Origin of the sequence: Marivivens sp. LCG002 (assembly GCF_030264275.1) — a bacterium.
GTDB lineage: Bacteria > Pseudomonadota > Alphaproteobacteria > Rhodobacterales > Rhodobacteraceae > Marivivens.
Map to the genome: position 1 here is coordinate 479,665 of NZ_CP127165.1, position 21,686 is coordinate 501,350.

22 protein-coding genes and 1 tRNA gene are annotated in these 21,686 nt (G+C 59.6%); 14 read left to right on the forward strand and 9 right to left on the reverse strand.

Annotated elements, in window-relative coordinates:
- Positions 1-36 precede the first annotated feature (36 nt).
- From QQG91_RS02470 to QQG91_RS02480, 3 genes are read right to left on the reverse strand one after another with little or no spacing between them, the layout of a single operon-like run.
- On the reverse strand, positions 37-567 hold the full coding sequence (locus tag QQG91_RS02470; RefSeq protein ID WP_285771402.1) for a gamma-glutamylcyclotransferase: 531 nt from the start codon (positions 565-567) through the stop codon (positions 37-39).
- A complete protein-coding gene (locus QQG91_RS02475; protein WP_285771403.1) occupies positions 564-3,092 on the reverse strand; it encodes an ABC transporter permease in 2,529 nt (842 codons plus the stop codon). Before QQG91_RS02475 ends, QQG91_RS02470 begins: the two co-directional genes overlap by 4 nt.
- Complete coding sequence (locus QQG91_RS02480) at positions 3,089-3,778, reverse strand: ABC transporter ATP-binding protein (protein WP_285771404.1); 690 nt, start codon at positions 3,776-3,778, stop codon at positions 3,089-3,091. The genes QQG91_RS02475 and QQG91_RS02480 overlap by 4 nt, the downstream gene beginning before the upstream one ends.
- On the opposite strand from QQG91_RS02480, the gene QQG91_RS02485 reads away from it, so the two are divergent.
- Complete coding sequence (locus QQG91_RS02485; RefSeq protein ID WP_285771405.1) at positions 3,777-4,466, forward strand: arylesterase; 690 nt, start codon at positions 3,777-3,779, stop codon at positions 4,464-4,466. The genes QQG91_RS02480 and QQG91_RS02485 overlap by 2 nt on opposite strands.
- Before the next feature lie 52 nt (positions 4,467-4,518).
- Here QQG91_RS02485 and QQG91_RS02490 read toward each other — a convergent pair whose 3' ends face one another.
- Complete coding sequence (locus QQG91_RS02490) at positions 4,519-4,725, reverse strand: cold-shock protein (RefSeq protein ID WP_285771406.1); 207 nt, start codon at positions 4,723-4,725, stop codon at positions 4,519-4,521.
- Positions 4,726-4,990: 265 nt separating this feature from the next.
- Between QQG91_RS02490 and QQG91_RS02495 the strand changes: the two genes are divergently transcribed.
- Positions 4,991-5,926: a class I SAM-dependent methyltransferase gene (locus QQG91_RS02495; RefSeq protein ID WP_285771407.1), complete on the forward strand. Its 936-nt coding sequence runs from the start codon at positions 4,991-4,993 to the stop codon at positions 5,924-5,926.
- 63 nt (positions 5,927-5,989) lie between these two features.
- On the forward strand, positions 5,990-6,415 hold the full coding sequence (gene trxC / locus QQG91_RS02500) for a thioredoxin TrxC (RefSeq protein WP_285771408.1): 426 nt from the start codon (positions 5,990-5,992) through the stop codon (positions 6,413-6,415).
- Between the two features lie 31 nt (positions 6,416-6,446).
- Here trxC and QQG91_RS02505 read toward each other — a convergent pair whose 3' ends face one another.
- Positions 6,447-6,650, reverse strand: a complete 204-nt coding sequence (locus QQG91_RS02505) for a hypothetical protein (RefSeq protein WP_285771409.1) — start codon at positions 6,648-6,650, stop codon at positions 6,447-6,449.
- A gap of 340 nt (positions 6,651-6,990) precedes the next feature.
- Positions 6,991-8,646: an energy-dependent translational throttle protein EttA gene (ettA, locus tag QQG91_RS02510; protein ID WP_285771410.1), complete on the reverse strand. Its 1,656-nt coding sequence runs from the start codon at positions 8,644-8,646 to the stop codon at positions 6,991-6,993.
- 213 nt (positions 8,647-8,859) lie between these two features.
- Here ettA and mgrA point away from each other — a divergent pair, with 213 nt between their 5' ends.
- The 3 genes from mgrA (at position 8,860) to dacB (ending at position 12,085) form a co-directional block, all read left to right on the forward strand.
- Positions 8,860-9,894 (forward strand): L-glyceraldehyde 3-phosphate reductase, encoded by a 1,035-nt coding sequence (gene mgrA, locus QQG91_RS02515; RefSeq protein ID WP_285771411.1) that lies wholly within the window; start codon positions 8,860-8,862, stop codon positions 9,892-9,894.
- A gap of 66 nt (positions 9,895-9,960) precedes the next feature.
- Positions 9,961-10,560, forward strand: coding sequence for a nicotinate-nucleotide adenylyltransferase (locus QQG91_RS02520; protein WP_285771412.1), 600 nt, complete (start codon positions 9,961-9,963; stop codon positions 10,558-10,560).
- Positions 10,561-10,564: 4 nt separating this feature from the next.
- Positions 10,565-12,085: a D-alanyl-D-alanine carboxypeptidase/D-alanyl-D-alanine endopeptidase gene (gene dacB, locus QQG91_RS02525; RefSeq protein WP_285771413.1), complete on the forward strand. Its 1,521-nt coding sequence runs from the start codon at positions 10,565-10,567 to the stop codon at positions 12,083-12,085.
- Here dacB and QQG91_RS02530 read toward each other — a convergent pair.
- Entirely contained in the window at positions 12,082-12,501 is a 420-nt protein-coding gene (locus QQG91_RS02530; RefSeq protein WP_285771414.1) for a tellurite resistance TerB family protein, read from the reverse strand. The genes dacB and QQG91_RS02530 overlap by 4 nt on opposite strands.
- 110 nt (positions 12,502-12,611) lie before the next feature.
- Here QQG91_RS02530 and QQG91_RS02535 point away from each other — a divergent pair, with 110 nt between their 5' ends.
- Genes QQG91_RS02535 through QQG91_RS02545 form a run of 3 tightly spaced genes read left to right on the forward strand, consistent with a single transcriptional unit; the run spans position 12,612 to position 15,482 of the window.
- Entirely contained in the window at positions 12,612-14,261 is a 1,650-nt protein-coding gene (locus tag QQG91_RS02535; RefSeq protein WP_285771415.1) for a lysine--tRNA ligase, read from the forward strand.
- A 40-nt stretch (positions 14,262-14,301) separates the two neighbouring features.
- Positions 14,302-15,033, forward strand: coding sequence for a DUF4336 domain-containing protein (locus tag QQG91_RS02540; RefSeq protein WP_285771416.1), 732 nt, complete (start codon positions 14,302-14,304; stop codon positions 15,031-15,033).
- Between the two features lie 44 nt (positions 15,034-15,077).
- Positions 15,078-15,482, forward strand: a complete 405-nt coding sequence (locus QQG91_RS02545; protein WP_285771417.1) for a DUF4864 domain-containing protein — start codon at positions 15,078-15,080, stop codon at positions 15,480-15,482.
- Here QQG91_RS02545 and QQG91_RS02550 read toward each other — a convergent pair.
- Positions 15,425-16,093 carry a DUF4130 domain-containing protein gene (locus QQG91_RS02550; RefSeq protein WP_285771418.1) on the reverse strand — a complete coding sequence of 223 codons (669 nt, stop codon included), beginning with the start codon at positions 16,091-16,093 and terminating at the stop codon, positions 15,425-15,427. The two genes, QQG91_RS02545 and QQG91_RS02550, sit on opposite strands and share 58 nt — an antisense overlap.
- A gap of 97 nt (positions 16,094-16,190) precedes the next feature.
- Here QQG91_RS02550 and QQG91_RS02555 point away from each other — a divergent pair, with 97 nt between their 5' ends.
- Both QQG91_RS02555 and QQG91_RS02560 read left to right on the forward strand, forming a co-directional pair.
- On the forward strand, positions 16,191-17,435 hold the full coding sequence (locus QQG91_RS02555) for an NAD(P)/FAD-dependent oxidoreductase (protein WP_285771419.1): 1,245 nt from the start codon (positions 16,191-16,193) through the stop codon (positions 17,433-17,435).
- Between the two features lie 85 nt (positions 17,436-17,520).
- A tRNA-Ser gene (locus tag QQG91_RS02560) sits at positions 17,521-17,610 on the forward strand.
- A gap of 443 nt (positions 17,611-18,053) precedes the next feature.
- On the opposite strand, the gene QQG91_RS02565 is transcribed toward QQG91_RS02560, so the two are convergent.
- Positions 18,054-18,716 (reverse strand): ArsR/SmtB family transcription factor, encoded by a 663-nt coding sequence (locus tag QQG91_RS02565; RefSeq protein WP_285771420.1) that lies wholly within the window; start codon positions 18,714-18,716, stop codon positions 18,054-18,056.
- Between the two features lie 88 nt (positions 18,717-18,804).
- Between QQG91_RS02565 and QQG91_RS02570 the strand changes: the two genes are divergently transcribed.
- Genes QQG91_RS02570 through QQG91_RS02580 form a run of 3 tightly spaced genes read left to right on the forward strand, consistent with a single transcriptional unit; the run spans position 18,805 to position 21,678 of the window.
- The gene (locus QQG91_RS02570) at positions 18,805-19,659 is read left to right on the forward strand and encodes a sterol desaturase family protein (RefSeq protein WP_285771421.1); all 855 of its coding nucleotides are present in this window, start codon (positions 18,805-18,807) and stop codon (positions 19,657-19,659) included.
- Positions 19,656-20,966, forward strand: coding sequence for an MFS transporter (locus tag QQG91_RS02575; protein ID WP_285771422.1), 1,311 nt, complete (start codon positions 19,656-19,658; stop codon positions 20,964-20,966). The genes QQG91_RS02570 and QQG91_RS02575 overlap by 4 nt, the downstream gene beginning before the upstream one ends.
- A complete protein-coding gene (locus QQG91_RS02580) occupies positions 20,959-21,678 on the forward strand; it encodes a DUF1499 domain-containing protein (protein ID WP_285771423.1) in 720 nt (239 codons plus the stop codon). Before QQG91_RS02575 ends, QQG91_RS02580 begins: the two co-directional genes overlap by 8 nt.
- The last annotated feature ends 8 nt before the right edge of the window (positions 21,679-21,686 follow it).

The window sequence follows — 21,686 nt, forward strand, 5'->3', positions numbered from 1 at the left end:
ACAAGCAAAAGGAGGGCCTCGCGCCCTCCTTTTTTGTTAGAGCTGCCTGAGATGATCGTCGACGATCGCGCGCTCTTCTTCGCTCAACATCTGGGCGCGGGGATAGAGCGGGTTCGCCCGATCATCGAAAATGGGCGCCCAGTTTTCCGTGGTTTCAAAGAGATGCTCTGCACCCTTGGGGCCGAATTGCTGGAGATAGCCTTGGACGACCACGTCGAGGTAGCTCAGCAAGATCGGGTGGTTCCGGTCATAGGTGCTGAAGTGCTCGTCCTTGACCACATAAACCGCCGTGGGTCTGGGTTCCGCAACCAGATGTGTGACATCGTGGCGGGCATAGCCCTCTTCCCGCTCGTCAAGAGCGTTCCAATCCGCGTTCGGCACATCCGCCGTCACTCCCAGAAGCGTCGTTGCTTCATGCGGTTCGATGGAGAGGAACGCCTGTTCGCGCAGGGGGGTGTGCCGCCAGACACGGCGCCACCCTTTGAGCGAGGATTTGCGGGCTTCGGGGTAGCTATGCGTCGAGAGATTGACGAGGCTTCCGTAACCGAAAAAGCGGGGATGGGTCATTCGCGGGCTCGCAGCACTTGAGCGGGTTTTGCACGCAGGGCTCTGAGGGCAAAACCGATGTTGGCAAGAAGGGTGGCACCAATGCCGCCCAAGATGATCCATAGCGCGTTCGACCAGATGACGGAATAGTCGCTTTCCATCACGAAATGGGTGACGGCCCATCCCCCCGTGGTTCCAGCGGCCAAGGCCACAAGTCCCGCAGCAGCACCGACCAACGCAGCCCGAAGGGCAAAGCTCTTGAGAATGCGCGCGCGTGTTGCGCCGATGGTCTTGAGCACGGCGCTTTCATATGTGCGCGCCTGTTGACCCGCCGAGGCTGCACCGATGAGCACCAAGAACCCTGTGACAAGGGTGGCAAGAGCACCGTATCGCACGCCCGATGCGATCCCCTCGACCAGCACCATAGCTTGATCGATGGCATCACGGATGCGGATTGCGGTGATATTTGGATAGGCGCTTGCCAGATCCCGAAGGATCTGCGCTTCGGCTTCTTCTTCCGCATAGACCGTTGAAATCCAGCTGTGCGGAGCGCCGGCCAGAGCGTTGGCGTTGAAGAGCATGACAAAGCCCATGCCGCCTGTCTGGAATTCCACTTTGCGGAAACTGGTGATGGTCGCCGTGATTTCGCGCCCGAGCACGTTGACGGTGATGGTATCGCCGAGGTTCAGACCGATTTCCAACGCCTCTTCTTCAGAAAATGAAAGCTGCGGCTCGCCTGTATAGCCCTCGGGCCACCACTCGCCTCGTGTGACGATTGTTCCCTCGGGGAGGGCGTCTGCATAGGTGATGCCGCGATCTCCGCGCACGACCCAGTGGCCGCCTGCGACCTCTTCTGCGGGGCGACCGTTGATCTGGGTCACCATGGCGCGGAGCATCGGCGCGCTTTCTACTTTGCTGACTTGCGGGTCGCCTTTGACGCGCTCCATAAAGCCATCGATCTGATCGGGCTGGATGTCGACAAAGAAATAGGACGGCGCAACATCGGGTAGCTCGTCGTCAAACGCCTGTCGTAGGTTCCCGTCGATCTGGCCGACCGCCGCAAGCACAGAGAGACCAAGCCCGAGCGAAAGAACGATCGAGGTCGCCTCGCTTCCCTTGGCACTGATCGAGCCGAACGCAAGTCGTAGGGCAGGGCGCCCGCGCGAGAACTTCATCGCGTATTTGGCGAGGCGGCGCAAAAGAATGGCCGAGAGCATCAAGGCGACCAAAGCGCCTGCAATCCCTGCGGCAGTCCAGAGCGTCAGGCGCGCCGTGCCCGAAAAGAGAACCGCAGTCGCCAAGAGCACGGCGATCAGCGCACCCGTTGTCAGCAGGGCAGGAACACGCGGCAAGGCGCGTCCGCTGTCCATCGCGTCCCGAAAGAGCGTCGCCGCGCGGATGTCTTCGGTGCGGGCCAGCGGCCAAAGGGTAAAGATCGCTGCGGTCAGAATGCCATAGATCGTCGCTTCGATCAGCGGCGCGGGATAAAGGCCGAATTCGGCGGGGATCGGCAAGTTCGCCGAAATCAGAGGGGCAAGCATCAGCGGAATAGCGGCGCCGAGGATCAAACCAATCACGATGCCGAGGATCGTCAAAGCTCCGATCTGGAGCGCATAGGTGAGGAAAACCGTCCGCCGCGTCGCGCCGAGTGTCTTGAGCGTGGCGATCACACCTGTCTTGCCTTGGAGATAGGCGCGCACCGCTGCCGACACACCGACACCGCCCACGGCAAGGCCGGAAAGGCCGACAAGGATCAGAAACGATCCGATCCGGTCGACAAAACGGGCCGTGCTGCCCGCGCCGCGCCGCGCATCGCGCCAACGCACCCCTTCGCCTTCGAACTGGGTATCAACCTGCGCTTCAAGGGCGTCGAGGTCTGCGCCGTCAGGAAGATCAAGGCGATATTCGGTGTCGAAAAGAGTGCCTTCCGAAATAAGCCCCGAGTTTTCCAGAGCAGTTGTCCGCACGATCGTGCGCGGTCCGAGCCCGAAACCTGCCGACGAATTGTCGGGGTAACGCTCCAGTATGGCGGATAGAACGAACTCTTGTGTGCCGAGTTTGAACGTCTCTCCGACACTCAGACCCAGACGGTCCACTAGCACACGTTCCATCACGCCGCCGGGGCGGGTGCCGTCTCCATCAAGCGCATCGGCCAAAGGCATGTCGGGTGCAAGCGTGACACTGCCGATCAGCGGATAAAGGTCATCAACTGCCTGGACCTGCGTTAGGCCTCGCTCGGCCGATTGGCCTTCGCCGACAACGGCCATGGAACGGAAGTCGACGACCTCCGAGACGCGTTCGGAAATGCTTTCGAGAAAGGCACGCTCGTCCTCGCGGGCAAAGCGATAGGTGAATTGCGCCTCCGCATCGCCGCCGAGAAGCGCGGCCCCTTCGCGGGCAAGACCCGCACCGATAGAGGAACGGACGGTGCCGACGGCTGCGATGGCGGCCACACCAAGCGATAGGCAGGCCAGAAAAATGTAAAAGCCCCTAAGACCCCCGCGGAGTTCGCGGCGCGCAAAACGGGCAGCAATGGCAAGGCTCATGCTGCGACCTCGGCACCTGTTTCGATCCGGCCGTCGCGCAGACGCACCACGCGGTCACAGCGCTCGGCAAGCTCGGGGGCATGTGTGACCATGATCAGCGTCGCGCCATGACGGTCGCGCAGATCGAACAGCATATCCATGATTGCGCGGCCGTTGGTTTCGTCGAGATTGCCGGTCGGTTCGTCAGCAAGAAGGATGCGCGGGCGCGGCGCAGAGGCGCGTGCCAAGGCCACACGCTGTTGCTCGCCGCCCGACATCTGGCTTGGATAGTGACCTGCGCGGTGGCCAAGCCCGACAGCCTTGAGTTCGGCCTCGGCGCGCTCTAAGGCGTTCTCGATCCCCGCAAGTTCAAGCGGCGTCGCCACATTCTCGAGCGCGGTCATCGTCGGGATAAGGTGGAAAGATTGGAACACCACCCCCATATTGTCCCTACGGAAGAGAGCAAGCTGGTCCTCGTTCATCGTGGTGAGGTTTTGTCCCAACGCTGTGATCTGGCCGCCTGTGGCCTGTTCAAGGCCGCCCATGAGCATTAGGAGTGATGATTTCCCCGACCCGCTCGGGCCGATAAGACCAAGGGTTTCGCCTTCTAACACGTTCAAGGAAATGTCATGAAGAATATCTACGCGTCCTGCGTTACCCATGAGGGACAAGGATGCATTTGAAAGCGAAAGGATCGGGTTTGTCATGAAGGCTGCCTCGAAAATTCTTAATACTTTTGCATATGGGGCAATTGCGCCGCTTCGCAACCTGATCGTCGGTCTTCTTTTGGTTCCCGCCACGCTTCAGGCCGAAACGATCACGATTGCCGCACTGGGGGACAGTTTGACCGCAGGGTATGGACTTCCGCAGTCGGACGGTTTTGTGCCGCAACTTCAGGCGTGGCTCGATGCCAACGGCGTCGATGCGACTGTTTCGAACGCGGGGGTTTCGGGGGATACGACCGCAGGGGGGCTGTCGCGTGCGGATTGGACGCTGACCCCCGATGTAGATGCGATGATCGTGACGCTCGGCGGCAATGATTTCCTTCGGGGGATTGACCCCGAAAACAGCAAAGCCAACCTTTCGGCCATTCTTGCAAAGGGACAGTCGGCAGGGGTCGAGATGCTGCTTGTCGGGCTGACCGTCTCGTCGAACTATGGGCCCGAGTATCAAGCCGCATTCCAAGGGATGTATCCTGCACTCTCGCAAGAATTCGACGTGCCGTTGTTCCCCGACTTTTTCGCGGGAATGACTGAGGGGCGGGATATGGCCGAAGCGCGCGCAACACTTCTCCAGGCCGACGGGATACACCCGAACAAAGAGGGTGTCGCTCTTATCGTCGAAGCCATCGGGCCTGCGGTTGCGGATTTGGCCGAGCGCGCTGCGAGCCGCTGAAAATGAAAAGGCCCGCTCGAAAGCGGGCCTTTTGCATAGGATGTGCTCTGACTTAGATCAGAACGAGGTTGATCGCGGATTCGCGACCGTCGCGGCCGGACTGAACCTCGAATTCAACTTTCTGGTTGTCTTTCAGACCCTGAAGGCCCGAACGCTCAACTGCAGAAATGTGGACGAAAATGTCCTTAGCGCCGCCTTCGGGGGCGATAAAGCCGTAGCCTTTGGTGGTGTTGAACCACTTAACGGTACCGGTGGCCATGATAGTGTCTCCAAGTAGTGTCCCGCTCGCACCATGCAGCGGATCGGCTCGTCATCTCAGGATCGTTTGACTGGGCCGGAAACGGAAACAGTATCGATAAAGGTAGAGTCGCAGTGAATATGATAGCGTTGTGACCCGTTTTTTTCAAGTGGCATCGCAGAGTGCTTGACAGATCGCGGATTGCGGCGCATTGGCGAAAAATACCCCGAGGAGAAAGCGAAAATTGAATCGCACCCCTCGGCCCTTCCTTCTTTCTGGTTCGCAAATGAGTATTCTCAGAACTTCGTCTGGTGACGTTTCCGTTGATCGACGGCTGGACTATGCCGAGTTGATGTGCGCCGAAAACGATTTTGGTGCCGCATGCGAGATTTTGGAGGACGCAATGAGCCGCGTGCCCGATTGGGTTGCAGGCTGGGTGCGTCTGGGCGAAATCGCAACCAAAGCGGGAAAGTCCGATCTGGCGAAAGAGGCATTCGAAAAGGCGCTCGCGCTCGATCCCGCCGACCATTTCGGCGCATCGCTCAGGCTTGATCTGTTGCGGCCCGTATCACTGACCGACCGAAGCCCCGCCGCCCATGTGGCAAGTCTCTTCGATCAATATGCCGCCAAGTTCGAAACCTCTCTGGTGCAAAAGCTGGGATATCGTGTGCCCGAGCTTCTCGCCTCGGTTCTTCCCGAGCAGCTTGGCAAGGTGCTTGATTTGGGATGCGGAACGGGCCTCATGGGGCAAGCGATCGAAGGACGGTTCTCAGAAATCATCGGATATGATCTTTCCAATGGGATGCTCGCCGAGGCGCGGCGCAAAGGTATTTACCAGCGCCTCGAGCAAAAGGACCTTTTGGCGCTGGAGCTGACGGACGAGCGGTTTGATCTTATCGTTGCGGCGGATGTGTTCATCTATATCGGGGCGCTGGAGCGCGTTATTTCTTGGGTTGCGGATGCCTTGGCGCCCAACGGCATCTTTGCCTTTACCGTCGAAGAGGGGCACGAAAAGGGATATACGCTCCTTGAATCCCACCGCTACGCGCATTCCGAGGTCTATCTGAGGGGGATGCTTGAAGCCGCAGGTTTCGGATCGTTTGAAATCCGCGCGACAACGCTCCGCAAGGATCGTGGTGCCGATGTGCGTGGCCTTGTCGTGATTGCCCAAGGGGTTCGGCGCGCCCACGATTCCGCAGGGGAAGATTTCGAATTCGCGTAACGGCTCTTGCGCCGTGCTCTTCTAAATATATATTGGAATTGAAATGTATTTTGAGAGGGCGCTATGAGCGGATTGAAAGTGACCTGTCTGGATTGCGGTCAGGTGAACCGCGTCCCCGAAGACAAACTGGACGCAGGGCCGAAGTGTGCGGTCTGTGGTTCCAAACTGATCTCGGAAAAGGCTGTCGAGATTACCTTTGATACTTTGATGAAGGCGTCGCGATCGGACGATCTTCCTCTGGTCGTGGATTTCTGGGCCCCTTGGTGCGGCCCGTGCCGCATGATGGCCCCCGAGTTTTCGAAAGCCGCAGGCGCGCTCAAAGGCAAGGCGAGGCTGGTCAAAGTGAACACCGAAGCCGAGCAAAAAGCAGGGGCGAAATTCGGGATCAGGGGTATTCCGACGATGGTCAAATTCAAAGGCGGGCGCGAGATGAAACGTCAGTCAGGCGCTGTGCCGGCCAACGCGATCATCGCATGGAGCACGACATAAAAAGAGGGGCAGCGATGCCCCTTTTTTCATTCTAGACGATGCCTTCGCGACCAAAGCGCGTCGCAAGCGAGCGTCTGTGCTGTGAATTACGACGCGACACGAAAAAGAGCGGCGCAACAATTCCCAAAGTCAAATAGAGCGAAAAAGCCGGCACAACGCCGACGCCAAGCACAACGGCTGCAACCGAAATGCAAAGTGCAAAAAAGCTCGAAAACAAAATAATAACGACGGCCATCCGACACACTCCCAAGGGTAAGGACCTTTGAACCTTATCGATACTAGGTTGCTGGAGCGTTCACGCGATCAGGGGATATCCACTTGGAAGTGCGGCCTATTCCTTTGCGGTAGGAAATATCTGCCCGCTAAGCCAATGTGGGGCAGTTTTGCAACGGATTCAGGGGGTCGGGAGCGCAAGTCTTGGGCGAAATCGACGCTAAACGGCTCTAACCGATTCTCTTTGAATTGGATTTTAAGGAGATTTCTGCGGGCTCGTGCGATATCGGCGCACCTAGATTGGCCCTGTAGAGGGGCGCATTTGCCCGATCCGACTCGGAGACGGATCGGGCAATGCTTGATCAGCGCGTGAACTTCTTGTGCTTGAGGCGCTTGGGTTCAAGCGCATCGGGGCCAAGGCGACGCTTTTTGTCTTCTTCATAGTCTTCGAAGTTGCCTTGGAACCATTCCACATGCGCATCGCCTTCAAAGGCGAGAATGTGCGTGCAGATACGGTCGAGGAAGAAGCGGTCGTGCGAGATGACGATCGCGCAGCCAGCAAAATCGGTCAGCGCGTCTTCGAGTGCACGGAGCGTTTCCACGTCGAGGTCGTTGGTCGGTTCGTCGAGGAGCAGAAGGTTGCCGCCCGATTTCAGAAGCTTGGCCATGTGGACGCGGTTGCGTTCACCGCCCGACAGAAGGCCGACTTTCTTTTGCTGGTCGCCGCCCTTGAAGTTGAACGAGCCGCAATAGGCGCGGGAGTTCACTTCCGCGTCACCGAGCGCGATAAGCTCGGCGCCGCCCGAAATCTCTTCCCAAACGGTTTTGTTGGCGTCGAGGCTGTCGCGGCTCTGGTCCACATAGGACATCTGGACAGTGTCGCCGATCTCGATGGTGCCGGCATCAGGGGTTTCCTGACCGGTGATCATACGAAAGAGCGTCGATTTACCTGCGCCGTTCGGACCGATCACACCCACGATGCCGCCCGGGGGGATCGAGAACTCGAGATTTTCAATCAGGAGCTTGTCGCCCATGGCTTTGGTGAGACCCGAAACTTCGACGACCTTGCCGCCAAGACGCGGACCGTTGGGAATAACGATCTGGGCCTTGCCGACGCGCTCGCGCTCGGACTGATCGGCCAGCTCGTTATAGGCGTTGATACGGGCCTTTTGCTTGGCCTGACGTGCCTTTGCCCCCTGACGAATCCATTCAAGTTCGCGCTCGAGGGTCTTTTGCTTGGCCTTGTCTTCGCGGGCTTCCTGCTCGAGACGCTTGGCTTTCTGGTCAAGCCACGAGGAGTAGTTGCCTTCGTAGGGAATGCCGCGGCCACGGTCGAGTTCCAGAATCCAACCCGTGATCGAGTCGAGGAAGTAACGGTCGTGGGTGACGCAAAGGATGGTGCCCTTGTAGTCGATGAGGTGCTGTTGCAGCCACGCGATGGTTTCCGCATCAAGGTGGTTGGTCGGTTCGTCGAGGAGCAGCATGTCGGGTGCTTCGAGAAGCAGCTTGCAGAGCGCAACGCGGCGACGTTCACCGCCCGAAAGAACGGTCACATCGGCATCATCGGGCGGACAGCGGAGCGCTTCCATTGCGACGTCGATCTGGCTGTCGAGGTCCCAGAGGTTCTGGCTGTCGATCTCGTCCTGAAGACGGGCCATCTCGTCGGCGGTCTCGTCCGAATAGTTCATAGCCAGTTCGTTATAGCGATCAAGGATCGCCTTTTTGGCGGCGACGCCGAGCATGACGTTTTCACGCACGTTCAGGCTCTCTTCAAGGTGCGGTTCCTGCGGGAGATAGCCCACGCGTGCGCCTTCGGCGGCCCAGGCTTCGCCCGAGAAATCCTTGTCCATGCCTGCCATGATCTTGAGCAGGGTGGATTTACCCGCGCCGTTCACACCGACGACACCGATCTTTACACCGGGGAGGAAGTTGAGACGGATGTTCTCGAAGACCTTCTTCCCGCCGGGGTAGGTCTTGGTCACGCCGTCCATGAAATAGACGAACTGGTAATTGGCCATGGTCGATCCTTTGTCTGAATTGGGCCCTAGATAGCGGTCGAGGGCTTCGGGGGCAATGCGTCTAGAATTTATCTTTCTTGAGAAATCAGGCGAAAATGACCTGTTTCGGTGATCGACGGTCGGTAACGCGCGGGGAACTGTTTGACTCCCCACGCGTTGGGGTCGATGTTTGCGCTATCATCGGTGGTGCAGACCGAAAAGAGGAGATTGATTATGACTTATGTTCCCGCGAGTGACCGCTATGAGCGGATGGTTTATCGTCGTTGTGGCAATTCGGGCGTAAAGCTTCCTGCTATTTCGCTGGGGCTCTGGCATAACTTCGGGCATGACACGCCGCACGAAACCAAACGCGCCATTTGCCGGACGGCTTTCGACAACGGCATCACGCACTTCGATCTTGCCAACAACTATGGCCCGCCCCCCGGTTCGGCGGAACATGCCTTTGGTTCGATCCTGAAAGAGGATTTCGCGGGCTATCGCGACGAGCTGATCATTTCGTCCAAGGCGGGGTATCTGATGTGGGACGGCCCCTATGGTGAATGGGGAAGCCGCAAATATCTCGTTGCGTCCTGTGACCAATCGCTCAAGCGGATGGGGCTCGAGTATGTCGATATTTTCTATTCCCACCGCTTCGACCCCGACACCCCTCTCGAAGAGACGATGCAAGCGCTCGATTATATCGTGCGGTCGGGCCGTGCGCTTTATGCGGGTATCTCGTCCTATAGCGCCGAGCGCACCCGCGAGGCTGTGGCGATCCTAAAGGATCTCGGCACGCCCTGCCTGATCCATCAACCCTCTTACAATATGCTCAATCGTTGGGTCGAGCGGGACGGGCTCAAGGAGACGCTGCGTGAACTTGGTGTCGGTTCGATCGCCTTTACGCCTTTGGCACAGGGAATGCTGACGAACAAATATCTCAACGGCACGCCCGAAGGGAGCCGCGCGACCCAAGGCAAGAGCCTCAACCCGAACATGCTCTCGGAGAATGCGATCAAGAACATCCGCAAACTCAACGAGATTGCCGAAAGCCGCGGTCAGACCCTGGCGCAGATGGCGATTGCTTGGGTGCTTCGCGAGGGCGGGATAACGACTGCGCTCATCGGGGCATCCAAACCTTCGCAAGTCGAGGATTGCGTCGGCGCGATCAAGAACCTCGAGTTCACCAAAGAAGAGCTGGCTCTCATCGACGAATATGCCGACGAGGAAAAGATCAATCTTTGGGCCAAGTCCGCAGAACTCGACAGTTAAGCGATTTTACCTTTACTTTGATCGGCATGGCGGGTTTCTGTGCCGATCAAAGTCAGGGCGGAGCTGATGATGCGTGGATTTCCACCTGCCGAGGCGGGAATGGTGATTGGGTTGCTGGGCGGATCTTTCGATCCTGCGCATGCGGGGCATGTGCATGTGACCAAGGCGGCTCTCAAGCGCTTCGGGCTCGATCGTATCTGGTGGCTGGTCAGTCCGGGCAACCCGCTCAAGTCGCGCGGACCTGCTGCGATGCAGACCCGTCTGGATTTTGCCCGCAAGGTCATGCGTCATCCGCGCGTTACGATTACGGACATCGAGGCCCGTCTCGGTACGCGCTACACCGCCGAAACCCTCGCAAAGCTCACCCGTATTTACCCGAATGTGACATTTGTCTGGTTGATGGGCGCCGACAATCTCGCACAGCTGGACCAATGGCAGGATTGGCGCTCGATCATGGAGCGCGTGCCGGTAGGCGTTCTCGCAAGGCCGGGAGAGCGCATCGCGGCGCGTCTGTCCAAGGCTGCGCGCATCTATGCCCATGCCCGCATTTCACCCTATTACGCGCGACGCTTGGCGGATGGACAGGCCCCGCGTTGGGCGTTCATCAATATTCCGATGACCGATATGTCATCGAGCGCCATTCGGGCGCGTGGAGACTGGAGCTAGGTCGATGACGCGGCAAAGGGCGAAAACGGGGAGCAGACTGACCGGATCGCTTTCGCGCCGATTTGTCCTTTCGGGTCTTGTGTCGGGGGCAGCATCGGTCGTAGCCGCGGCCCCGTTGTCCTCGCTACGTCCGCAACTGCGGCCTGACCCCTCGGTCGTGCGCGGTCCGCAAGCGCGGCCATCGCTGGAAGACACCGTCCGTCAAGCCGACTTGGGCGGGCTTACGGGCATCGCCCTTGCGGATGTCGTCTCGGGGACGTTTGTCGAAGGGCATCTTGCCAATGTGCCGCTTCCGCCCGCGAGCGTGACCAAGGTTTTCAGCAGCTATTACGCGCTCGAGGTGCTTGGCCCCGATTTCACCTTTGAAACCCGACTTCTCGCCTTGGGAGAGGTGACGGGCGGTGTGTTGAACGGCGATCTTGCTCTGGTCGGAGGCGGGGACCCGACGCTTCAGACGGATGATCTTGCCGAGATGGCCAAGGCGCTTGCCGCCACGGGCATCAAAGAGGTCAATGGCGCGTTCAAGGTATGGGGCGGCGCTTTGCCGTCGGTCTACGAGATAGACACGGGTCAACTCGACTATCTCGGCTATAACCCTGCTATTTCGGGTCTGAACCTCAATTTCAATCGGGTGTATTTCGAATGGACCCCCGTGGCGGACGGCTACAAAGTCAGCATGGATGCCCGAAGCGAGCTTTATCGCCCCGAGGTCCAGATCGCCCGCATGCAGGTGGTCGAGCGTGATTTGCCGATCTATACCTATTCCAACGCAAACAACCGCGATGACTGGTCGGTTGCAAAGCGGGCGCTGGGCACATCGGGGAGCCGCTGGCTCCCTGTCCGCTATCCCGAACTTTACACAGGCGAGGCGTTTCGTGCCCTAGCCGCTGGAATGGGGGTCAAGCTCGGTGCGCCGCAGCGCGTGGCTGAGCGTCCCGAGGGACGCGAACTTGTCGTCCACCGCTCCGAACCCTTGGTCAAGGTCGCGCAGGACTGCCTCAAGTTTTCAACCAACATCACCGCCGAGGTGATGGGTCTGACAGCGTCGACCAAAGTTTCGGGAGCACGTCCCGAGGGTCTTGCGGGTTCAGGGCAGGTGATGCGCGACTGGATCCGTGCGCGCGTCGACATACGTCCGACCTTTGTCGATCACTCGGGTCTTGGCGACCGGACACGGGTCAGCGCCGAAGACATGGTGAAGTTCCTTGGCTCAAACGGAGTCTATGACCGTATGGGCCCACTTTTGAAACCTGTGCGCGTCAAGGATGCCAAGGGAAGCCCCGTCGAGAACCCCTCTGCGCGGGTGAATGCCAAGACGGGGACGCTCAATTTCGTATCCGCACTTGCGGGCTATATCGAAAGAGACGGGGGCACGCCTCTGGCCTTTGCGACCTTTGCCGCCGATCTTCCCTCTCGGACGGCGGCAAAAGGGTCGCCAGACGAGGTGCCGAGCGGCGCGTCATCCTGGAATGGCAGGGCGCGCCAGCTTCAACACGATCTCTTGCGGCGCTGGTCGGTGCGTTAGAGCGTCATGTGACGGGCACGTGCGCCCCGCTCGATGGCCGCCGCGTGTAGCCTGTCGATATCAAGCTCGAGCCTGATTTCCTCAAGCATCCGAGCCTCGGGACCCTCGATCCGGCCATCGGCTGCGGCGACATCACAAGACAGTGCATAGGCCGTTTCGAACAGCTTTTCAGGGAGAGCATCGCGGATCAGCCCGAAAAGCGCATCCAGTCCGTCCTCTTGTTCCAAAAGATCAAAGATGAGTTCCGACATGCGGGGGAGACGTTCTTCGTCGTATTCCGCGAAAATCGGCAAATGGTTTACGGCATTGTTGATCTTGATGAGTTCCGAGGTGCGGATGTCCTGATCCGATACGGAAACGGCAATCATGAGCGCGACGAGCGCATCCTGAGCAGTCATTGGGGCGTCTTCGATCATGGTCGTCTCCTTTTCTATTCCCTTCATTTATTGACGTCTCAGCCCTCTCGCAATAGGGAGTGCGCTTGAGACCGTCATGGGGGCGGTCGGCAACATAGCGAGAGAACAAAATGTCCGAACTTCGTGACGCAGCGATGACGAGCAAGGCCTGGCCCTTTGAAGAAGCGCGCGCTGTTCTCAAACGTTATGAAAAAGCGCCCCCCGAAAAGGGATACGTCCTTTTCGAAACGGGCTATGGCCCCTCGGGTCTGCCGCATATCGGCACCTTCGGCGAAGTGCTTCGCACGACGATGATCCGCCGTGCGTTCGAGACGATTTCTGACATTCCTACCCGTCTGATCTGTTTCTCGGATGACCTTGACGGGATGCGCAAAGTTCCGGGCAACGTTCCGAACCAAGAGATGCTCAAGGCGAACGAACAAAAGCCGCTGACCTCGGTGCCCGATCCGTTCGAAGAATTCGAAAGCTTTGGCCATCACAACAACGCCATGCTCCGCCGCTTCCTCGATACCTTCGGTTTCGAGTATGAATTCTATTCGGCAACCGAATTCTACAAGTCCGGCCAGTTCGACGAAGTGCTCAAGCGCGCAGTCGATAAATACGAAGACATCATGAAGGTAATGCTGAAATCGCTCCGCGACGAACGCGCATCGACCTATTCGATCTTCCTTCCGATCCATCCCGAAACGGGCCGTGTTCTCTATGTGCCGATGAAGTCGGTCAACAAAGACGACTACACCATCACCTTTGACGACGAAGACGGCAAGGAATGGACGCTCCCAGTCACAGGCGGCAACGTCAAACTCCAGTGGAAGCCCGACTTCGGCGCGCGCTGGGCGGCTCTTGGCGTGGACTTCGAGATGTATGGCAAGGATCACTCGACCAATACGCCGATCTATGACCGTATTTGTGAAATCCTCGGGATGAAAGCGCCCGAGCATTTCACCTATGAGCTTTTCCTTGATGCGAACGGCGAGAAAATCTCCAAATCCAAGGGCAACGGTATCTCGATCGACGAATGGCTGACCTATGCCTCGACCGAGTCCCTGTCGTACTTCATGTTCCTCAAGCCCAAGACCGCAAAGCGTCTGCACTTTGATATCATCCCCAAGATGGTGGACGAGTATCACCAGCAGCTTCGGGCCTATCCGACACAGGATATCGCAGGACAGCTCGCGAACCCCGTCTACCACATCCACAACGGCAACGTGCCCGAGTCCAAGATGGTGGTTCCGTTCTCGATGCTCCTCAACCTTGCGTCGGTTTCCGCGGCCGAAGACAAGGACCAGCTTTGGGGCTTTATCCAGCGTTATGCCCCCGAGGCGACCCCCGAGGGCAATCCCGACATGGATCAAGCCGCAGGCTTTGCCGTGCGCTATTACAACGACTTCGTCAAACCGACGAAGAAGTTCCGTCTGCCGACCGATCAAGAGCGCGGCGCGCTCGAGAACCTTGTCGCGGCGCTGCGTGATGAAAAGGTCGCTCTTGAAGCCATCGCCAAGAAGAACGCCGATGCCGGCAATGCGGACGAGGCTTTGCCGACCGTCGACTGGCAGGACGAAGAGTTCCTTCAGTCCATCGTTTTCGCCATCGGCAAAAACCACGGGTTCGAGCCGCTTCGTGCTTGGTTCTCTTGCCTTTACGAAGTGCTCTTGGGTGCTGAACAGGGTCCGCGTTTCGGCGGGTTCATCGCGCTCTACGGCATCGAAGAGAGCATCCAGTTGATCGAAGACGGTCTCGCAGGAAAGCTTGTCGGCTAAACCACTTGAAGTTGAAACATGGCAGGGCTAGGGTCCTGCCATGTGTGTTACCTACGAGCCTCTTGATACGCTCAAACCCATCGGTTCGGATATCTGGATCGTCGATGGCCCCGCGATCAGTTTTTATAAACTGCCGTTTTCGACCCGAATGACCATCGTGCGGCTCCAAAACGGGTCCGTTTGGGTGCATTCCCCCATCCGTCTCACCGAAGAGCTTGCCCAGACAATAGAGGCACTTGGCCCCGTTGTTGCGCTCATTGCGCCGAATTGGATCCACTACGCCTATGTGAACGAATGGAAAGAGCGGTTCCCCGAGGCTTTGATCTATGCCGCTCCGGGGGTTGAAGCGCGGGCCAAGAAGCACGGTCTCGACATCAAGGTCGATGTGCATCTGGGGCAGGGTGCCGAAACAGCTTGGCGCGGCGAAATTGCGCAAATGATCGTCGAAGGAAGCAAGGTCCACCGCGAGGCAGTCTTTTTCCATGAGGCCTCCAAGACGCTCATCCTCACCGACCTGATCGAGAATTTCGAACCCCACAAATTACCGTTTTTCATGCGCTGGGTCGTCCGTTTCGTCGGGCTTGCTGCGCCGAACGGTAAAATGCCCCCTGACATGCGGGCGACATTCCGCGGCAACGAGAGCCTCCTTAGAAACGCGGTTTTGCGGATGATCAACTGGCGCCCCCATCGGATTGTGGTCGCGCATGGCAAGATCATTGATCTGGACGCCGTTGCGCACCTCCGCCGCGCCTTTGCCTCGGTTCTGGATTGACAAGAGCTTGATGCGATCTACCTGAACGGCAGGGAGGATCGGTTATGCGCGCTTTTATAACTGCTTTTTTCGTGATGTTTTCCTCTGTGTTTGCTGCGCAGGCGCAAGAGGAACCGAGCTTGGTGATCCAACAACAGCTTGATGCTTTTACGTCCCGTGATGTGAATCAAGCGTTCTCTTTCGCGAGCCCGATGATCCAAGGTATGTTCCAGTCACCGAGCAATTTCGGGCAGATGGTCGAATTCGGTTATCCGATGGTCTGGAACAACAGTGAGACGCGGTTTCTCGACAAACGCGAGTTCCAGAACGGCGATGTCATCATGCAGAAGGTCATGATCCGCGATCAGGCGGGCGCGCTCCATATCCTTGAATATCAGATGGTTCGCCTGCCTCAGGGATGGAAGATCAACGGCGTCGAGCTGCTCAAACCGCCGCAGGTCGGGGCCTGATCCTCGAAGCCCGGTAGCATCGGGGCATCGATCGGTGTCGCGATCGGTTTGCGCCGCGTGATCTCGCCCACGCCCGCGCCGAGTTTCAAAACGCCGTCGCGATGGCGCAGGGTGATTTCGGGTGCATGGATCACCCAATCAAACGAATGGTATCGCTGGGCAAGGCTCGGGGCCATGGCTTCGAGAACGGGATGTTTGGGCGCAACCTGCGCAACAAGCGCACCACCGCAGTTCTCGAACCGAAGCTGTTTGCGCAGGATCATCTTTTGCCGCTCGACCGCCAGTTCCATATCTATCAGCGCAGCCACGGTCGGATCGGAGGTATCCGAGGCCAATTTCGGCGCCAGCCGCAGCCGCCAAAGAAGATCGTAAAGCAAAGCGAACCTTTGGGGCGAGGAATGCCAGATCGCGCGGCTGCTTAATTCCAGAAACCTCTCACTGACGCGAAGCCGGAACATTGCAGGGGCAGGGGGCAAATCGAGATCGACAACCGGTGCATCATCCAGCCTCCAGACGACGTCTTCTGGCGGAATACGGTCATAGATCAGTCGTTTGGCGTGTCGACGCCAAAGGGTCAAAGTTCCGATGCTTGGCAAAAGAATTTCAGGCATATGTTCACTTTATGTTCTCGCTTTACGCTATGCAAGAGAGCACTCGACACCGCCCCCGTAAAACAGTCATCTTGCCCTCGCAAAAGAGGAGAACGAGATGAAGGTCATTGTCATCGGCGCGGGCGTTATCGGGATCACTTCGGCACTTGCCTTGTGCCGCGAGGGTCACGACGTCACGATCCTCGACCGCGAAGGTGTGGCGGCAGGGGCATCCCAAGGCAATGCGGGTGCATTCGCTTTTCCGGGGGTGATTCCCGTTGCAACGCCGGGGATCGTGCTCAAGGCCCCCAAATGGCTCCTTGACCCGCTTGGCCCTCTTTCGATCCCGCCGCGCTATGCGCTCAAACTTGCGCCGTGGCTTGTTCGGTTCTGGCGGGCCAGCTGGCGTGATAGGTTCGAGCCCACCGTTGCCGCACATGGGGCCCTGATGGCACACTCCAGCCGCGCGCTCGAAGCACTTGTCCAGCGCTACGGCCTTGAAAGCCATCTGCACCGTGAAGGCCAGATCGATGTCTATGACAGCGAGAGAACCTATCGCGAAAGCCTTGCCTTCTGGGATCTTGCGGCGCGTCACGGTGTCGAACACGAACGGCTCGAAGGACGGAATGCGTTGCTTGATCGGCAAGCGGGCCTTGCCTCCCGCTTTGAATACGGGGTTTTCACCCCGTCGTGGCTCAACGTCTTTGACCCCAAAATCTGGGTCCAGACCCTTGCCGAACTCTTTGTACAGCAGGGCGGCAAGATCGAGATCGCTTCTGTCGAGGCACTTCGCAGCGATCAGGACGGGGCGGTGGTTCATGCAGGCGGCACCGAGCATAGGTGTGATCGCGTCGTTCTAGCGGCAGGCGCCTTTTCACATCGTTTGGCCAAGACTTTGGGCGATCACATCCCGCTCGAAACGGAACGCGGTTACAATACCACACTTCCCAAAGGTGCCTTTGATCTGACGACTTTTCTGACCTTTGCCGATCACGGATTCGTCGTTGGACGGTCGGGGCCTGGCATTCGCGTGGGCGGGGCCGTCGAGCTTGGAGGTCTCGAGCTGCCCGCCAATATGAAACGCGCCGATGCCCTGCTGCAAAAAGCCAAAAAGTTCCTTCCCGATCTTAACACTTCGGGCGGACGGCAGTGGATGGGTTTTCGCCCCTCGACCCCTGACTGCAAACCCGTGATTTCCATGTCGCCTTCGTCGCCTTTGGTGATTTATGCGTTTGGTCACGGGCACTTGGGCCTTACCCAATCGGTCGGCACGTCAGAGCTTGTCGCCGATCTTGTCCTTGGTCGCACCCCTTCCATCGATCTCGCTCCGTTTGCCGCGGACCGGTTTTCCAAGATTTTCTGAGGCCCGCGATTAAGGGGCTAACATTCTCGCATCTTCCGAAATTTTCGCCTTGTTTTCCTCAAGCTCGACCGATAAACGCAACGGCGGAGACGTGGCCGAGTGGTCGAAGGCGCTCCCCTGCTAAGGGAGTAGACGGGTAACCGTCTCGAGGGTTCGAATCCCTTCGTCTCCGCCACTTGCACAGTGCAAACCCGAAAACAGGTCCCTCTCGGGGCCTTTTTCTTTATGTGCCAAAGGGGTTTAGCGGGGCCATCCGACTTTCGGAGACTAGTGTTAGGGCCGAAATCGGTCTCTGAACGTTCTGCGTCTCTTTCCACCCGCCCTTCACCCAAATCGAGACGGATTCAAAATATCGCGCGATTTCAGTATGTTGGCGAAATCGAACAGCGCCGCAGTTGACGCGGGTTCGTCTGCTCTCGATGCGAACAGAGACACCAGAAGGCGGCGTGGTTGTGCGGGTTGGTGGGCATTTCGGCGCAGGTTGTGTCGTACATTTGGTTGACGCAAAGGGCGGATAGCTGACGTTCGGTGGCACCTGTTTTTCCGACCGTCTCCAACGTTTCCGCTCAAAGGTCCAAAGACCTTATGCCACTCATTTTTCAATGCTGCGTTAGAATATCAAGCACCAGTGAGCACCTGTCGTCCGTCTTCGCGCCATTCGGGCAGGCCACCATCAAGGCGGCGGGCTGTCAATCCAAGCTTGCGGAGTGCGGCGACGGCTTGGAGGGCGTAGACGCAATAAGGGCCCCTGCAATACGCCACGATTTCTGCGGTCGGATCGAGGGTCGGGACGATCCGCTCGATCTCCGCAAGTGTTGTGTTGAGCGCGCCCGGAATGTGACCTGCGGCGAATTCATCTGCAGGACGAACGTCGAGAACGGTCACCGAACCCTCGGCAATTCGTGCCGCGAGGTCTTCCCGGCTCACCGGCTCGGGGGCATCTTCGCCGCCTGAAAGCCCACGCAGGATACGTTCGACCTGCGCGAGGTTCCGCTCGGCAACGATGCGCAGAAGGTCCATCAGCGCAAGTGTCTTAGCATCGGTCAGCCGGTAGATTACCGCCTTGCCGTCGCGGCGGCTGGTGACGAGTGCAGCGCGGCGGAGCTGTTGCAGATGTTGCGAGCAATTCGCGATGGTCAGACCCGTCTTGTCGGCCAAGGCCTCCACCCCGCGTTCTCCTTGCGCCAGTTGTTCCAGCAACATCAGCCGCGCCGGTGCTGACAAGGCGCGCGCGACGAGTGCGTATTCCTCCAAGAGGGCAAGCTTCGGGCTTATTGACAAGGCGTGTCTCCTGACCCTAGATCATTCAAGCGATAACTTGAATAATAGCGATTCCTTCGCACCCCACAAGCCCCAAGGCCAGCGCCCCATGTCCGAGACCATCCTTGCCGCCGAACCGACGGTTCGCCTTGCGATTTTCCTTGGCGTGCTGGCGGCAATCGCGCTGTGGGAAGTGGCGGCCCCCCGGCGCAGGCGAGAAATCCCGCGCGTGATCCGCTGGACGAACAACCTCGCGCTTGTCGTGGTCGACACGATCATCTTGCGGCTGTCGTTCCCGATCCTTGCGGTCGGGCTGGCGGTGATGGCCGAGGATCGCGGCTGGGGGCTCTTCAACAACATCGACGTCCCGTTCTGGGTCGCGGTCGTGGTCTCGATGCTGCTGCTCGATCTGGCGATCTACCTTCAGCATGTGATGTTCCACGCGGTGCCGGGGCTCTGGCGGCTGCACCGGATGCACCATGCAGATCTTGATTTCGACGCCACGACCGGATTGCGCTTTCACCCGGTGGAAATCCTCATTTCCATGGGGATCAAGCTGGCGGCGGTCGCGGCGCTTGGGCCGCCCGCCCTCGCGGTGCTGCTGTTCGAGGTGATCCTGAACGCCACAGCACTTTTCAACCACGCCAACATCAATCTGCCGCACCTGGTGGACCGTGTTCTCCGCGTGTTCGTGGTGACACCGGACATGCACCGCGTCCACCATTCGAGTGACCCGCGCGAGACCAACTCCAATTACGGCTTTAACCTGCCGTGGTGGGATCGGCTTCTGGGCACCTACATCGCCCAGCCCGCGAGGGGCCATGAGGCGATGGAGATCGGCATCGAGCAATTCCGCACGCGCCGCGATCTCTGGCTTGACCGGATGCTGATCCAGCCTCTGCACGGGCCGGCGAGCGGCCATGCGCTCGATCCCCGGAACACCACAAAGGAGCCTGCCGAATGACCGCAAGCGAGTTCACGCGCGGCCTCCGCGAGAACCGGGTTCAGGTCGCCCATCAGCTGATCCAGGTGATGCTGGTTGGCTTTGCCATCGGCATGACGCGCACGGTGGTGCCCGCGCTGGCCGAGAGCGAGTTCGGGCTCGAGCGCGGCTCCTTCCTGCTGCTCGCCTCCTTCGTGGTGGCCTTCGGTGCCGTGAAGGCGGTGATGAACTTCGTCGCTGGGCGCTGGTCGGAGCGGATCGGACGCAAGCGGGTGCTGTTCTGGGGCTGGGTCGCAGCACTGCCGATCCCGGTGATGATCTGTTACGCCCCCGACTGGAACTGGATTGTCGCGGCGACTGTGCTCCTCGGCGTCAACCAGGGCCTCTGCTGGTCGATGACGCAGACCGCGAAGCTCGACATCACCAAGGCCGAGGAACGCGGGCTCACCATGGGGCTCAACGAGTTCTCCGGCTATGTCGGCGTCGCGATCGCAGGCATCCTGACGGCCTATGCCGCCGAAGCCTTGGGGGCACGGGTCGGCTTGCTCGTCTTCGGCATGGCCGTGGTCCTGCTGGCGCTGCTGCTCACCGTCGTCTGGGTGAGGGACACGCTGCCATGGGCGAAGGCGGAGACCGCCGCGCACAAGGCAGCACCCCCGAAATCGCTGCCGCGCTACCCTAAGGGCGTGTCCGAGCATCCCACGACGGGCGAGGTCTTCGCGCTGATGAGCTGGCGCGATCGCCGCCTCTTCGCGATCAGCCAGGCGGCGCTGGTCGAGAAGTTCGTCGATGCGCTGGTCTGGGCGCTGTTCCCGGTCTTCTTCGTGACGCAGGGCGCGACCCTGACCGAGGTCGGCTGGATCGTCGGTACCTACGGCTTCGTCTGGGGCGGCTCGCAACTCTTCACCGGGCGGCTGTCGGACCAGGTCGGGCGGTTCTGGCCAAACGTGCTGGGAATGTGGATCTGCGGTGCGGGCGTGGCAATGGTGGTCGTGGGCACCGGCGCGCTGTGGTGGTCGGTCTCGGCGGGCGTGGCGGGCTTCGGCATGGCGCTCCTTTACCCGAACCTCGGCGCGGCCGTGGCCGACATCACGCCGCCGGCCTGGCGCGGCTCGGCCATCGGCATCTACCGCTTTTGGCGCGACCTCGGCTACGCCATCGGCGCGCTCGGCCTCGGCCTTGCCGCCAGCCTGACGGGTGCGGCCGAAGCCGCCTTTTGGTTCGTGGCGACCTCCATGTTCGTCTCGGGCGCCGTGCTCTTCTGGCTCGGCGAAGAAACCCAACCGCGGCTGAATCCCGCCAGCCCTCGGGAGATCGCAGATGACTGACACCCTGACACGTGCCTTTGGCGCAGTCGCGATCCTGCTTGGCCTTACCTCCCTCGGGCTTCTTGCCGTCTCGGTCTGGGGCTTCAGGGCAGGCGGCTGGCCTTGGCCGCAGTCCTATGACCTTGCCGGCTGGAGCGCCTGGGCGGCGGGCGCCGGAACCGTCGCCGCATTGGCAGGGTTTGTGGTCTGGCTGCGCCACCGGAAGGGCGGCGCCGGCGCGGTCCTGCTGGGGCTGATCCTGTCACTACCGGTCGCGGGGCTTGGTGCTGCTTTCGAAATCGCCGCACGCACCACGCCGCCGATCAACGACATCTCAACCGACACCGACGATCCGCCTGTCTTCTGGTTCACGGCCACGCCGAGCGACTACCCAGCGCAGAACGCCGAGCCGCAACGCGCCGCCTATCCGGATGTGCGCCCGCTGGACCTCTCGATGCCTGTTGACGACGCCTTTTCGGCGGCCCTCGCCCTCGTGGAGGCACGCGGCTGGGAGGTGCTGTCGGCCGATCCCGTGGAAAGCCAGATCGAGGCCATCGCCACGAGCCGTCTGTTCGGCTTCGAGGACGAGGTGGCGATCCGTGTCACCGAAACCGACACCGGAACCCGCATCGACATGCGCTCGCGCTCGCGGCTGGGCCAGATCGACCGCGGCGCCAACGCCCGGCGCATCGAAGCCTTCCTCGCCGATCTCGAAACGCGCGCCCAGACCTGAGGATCGAC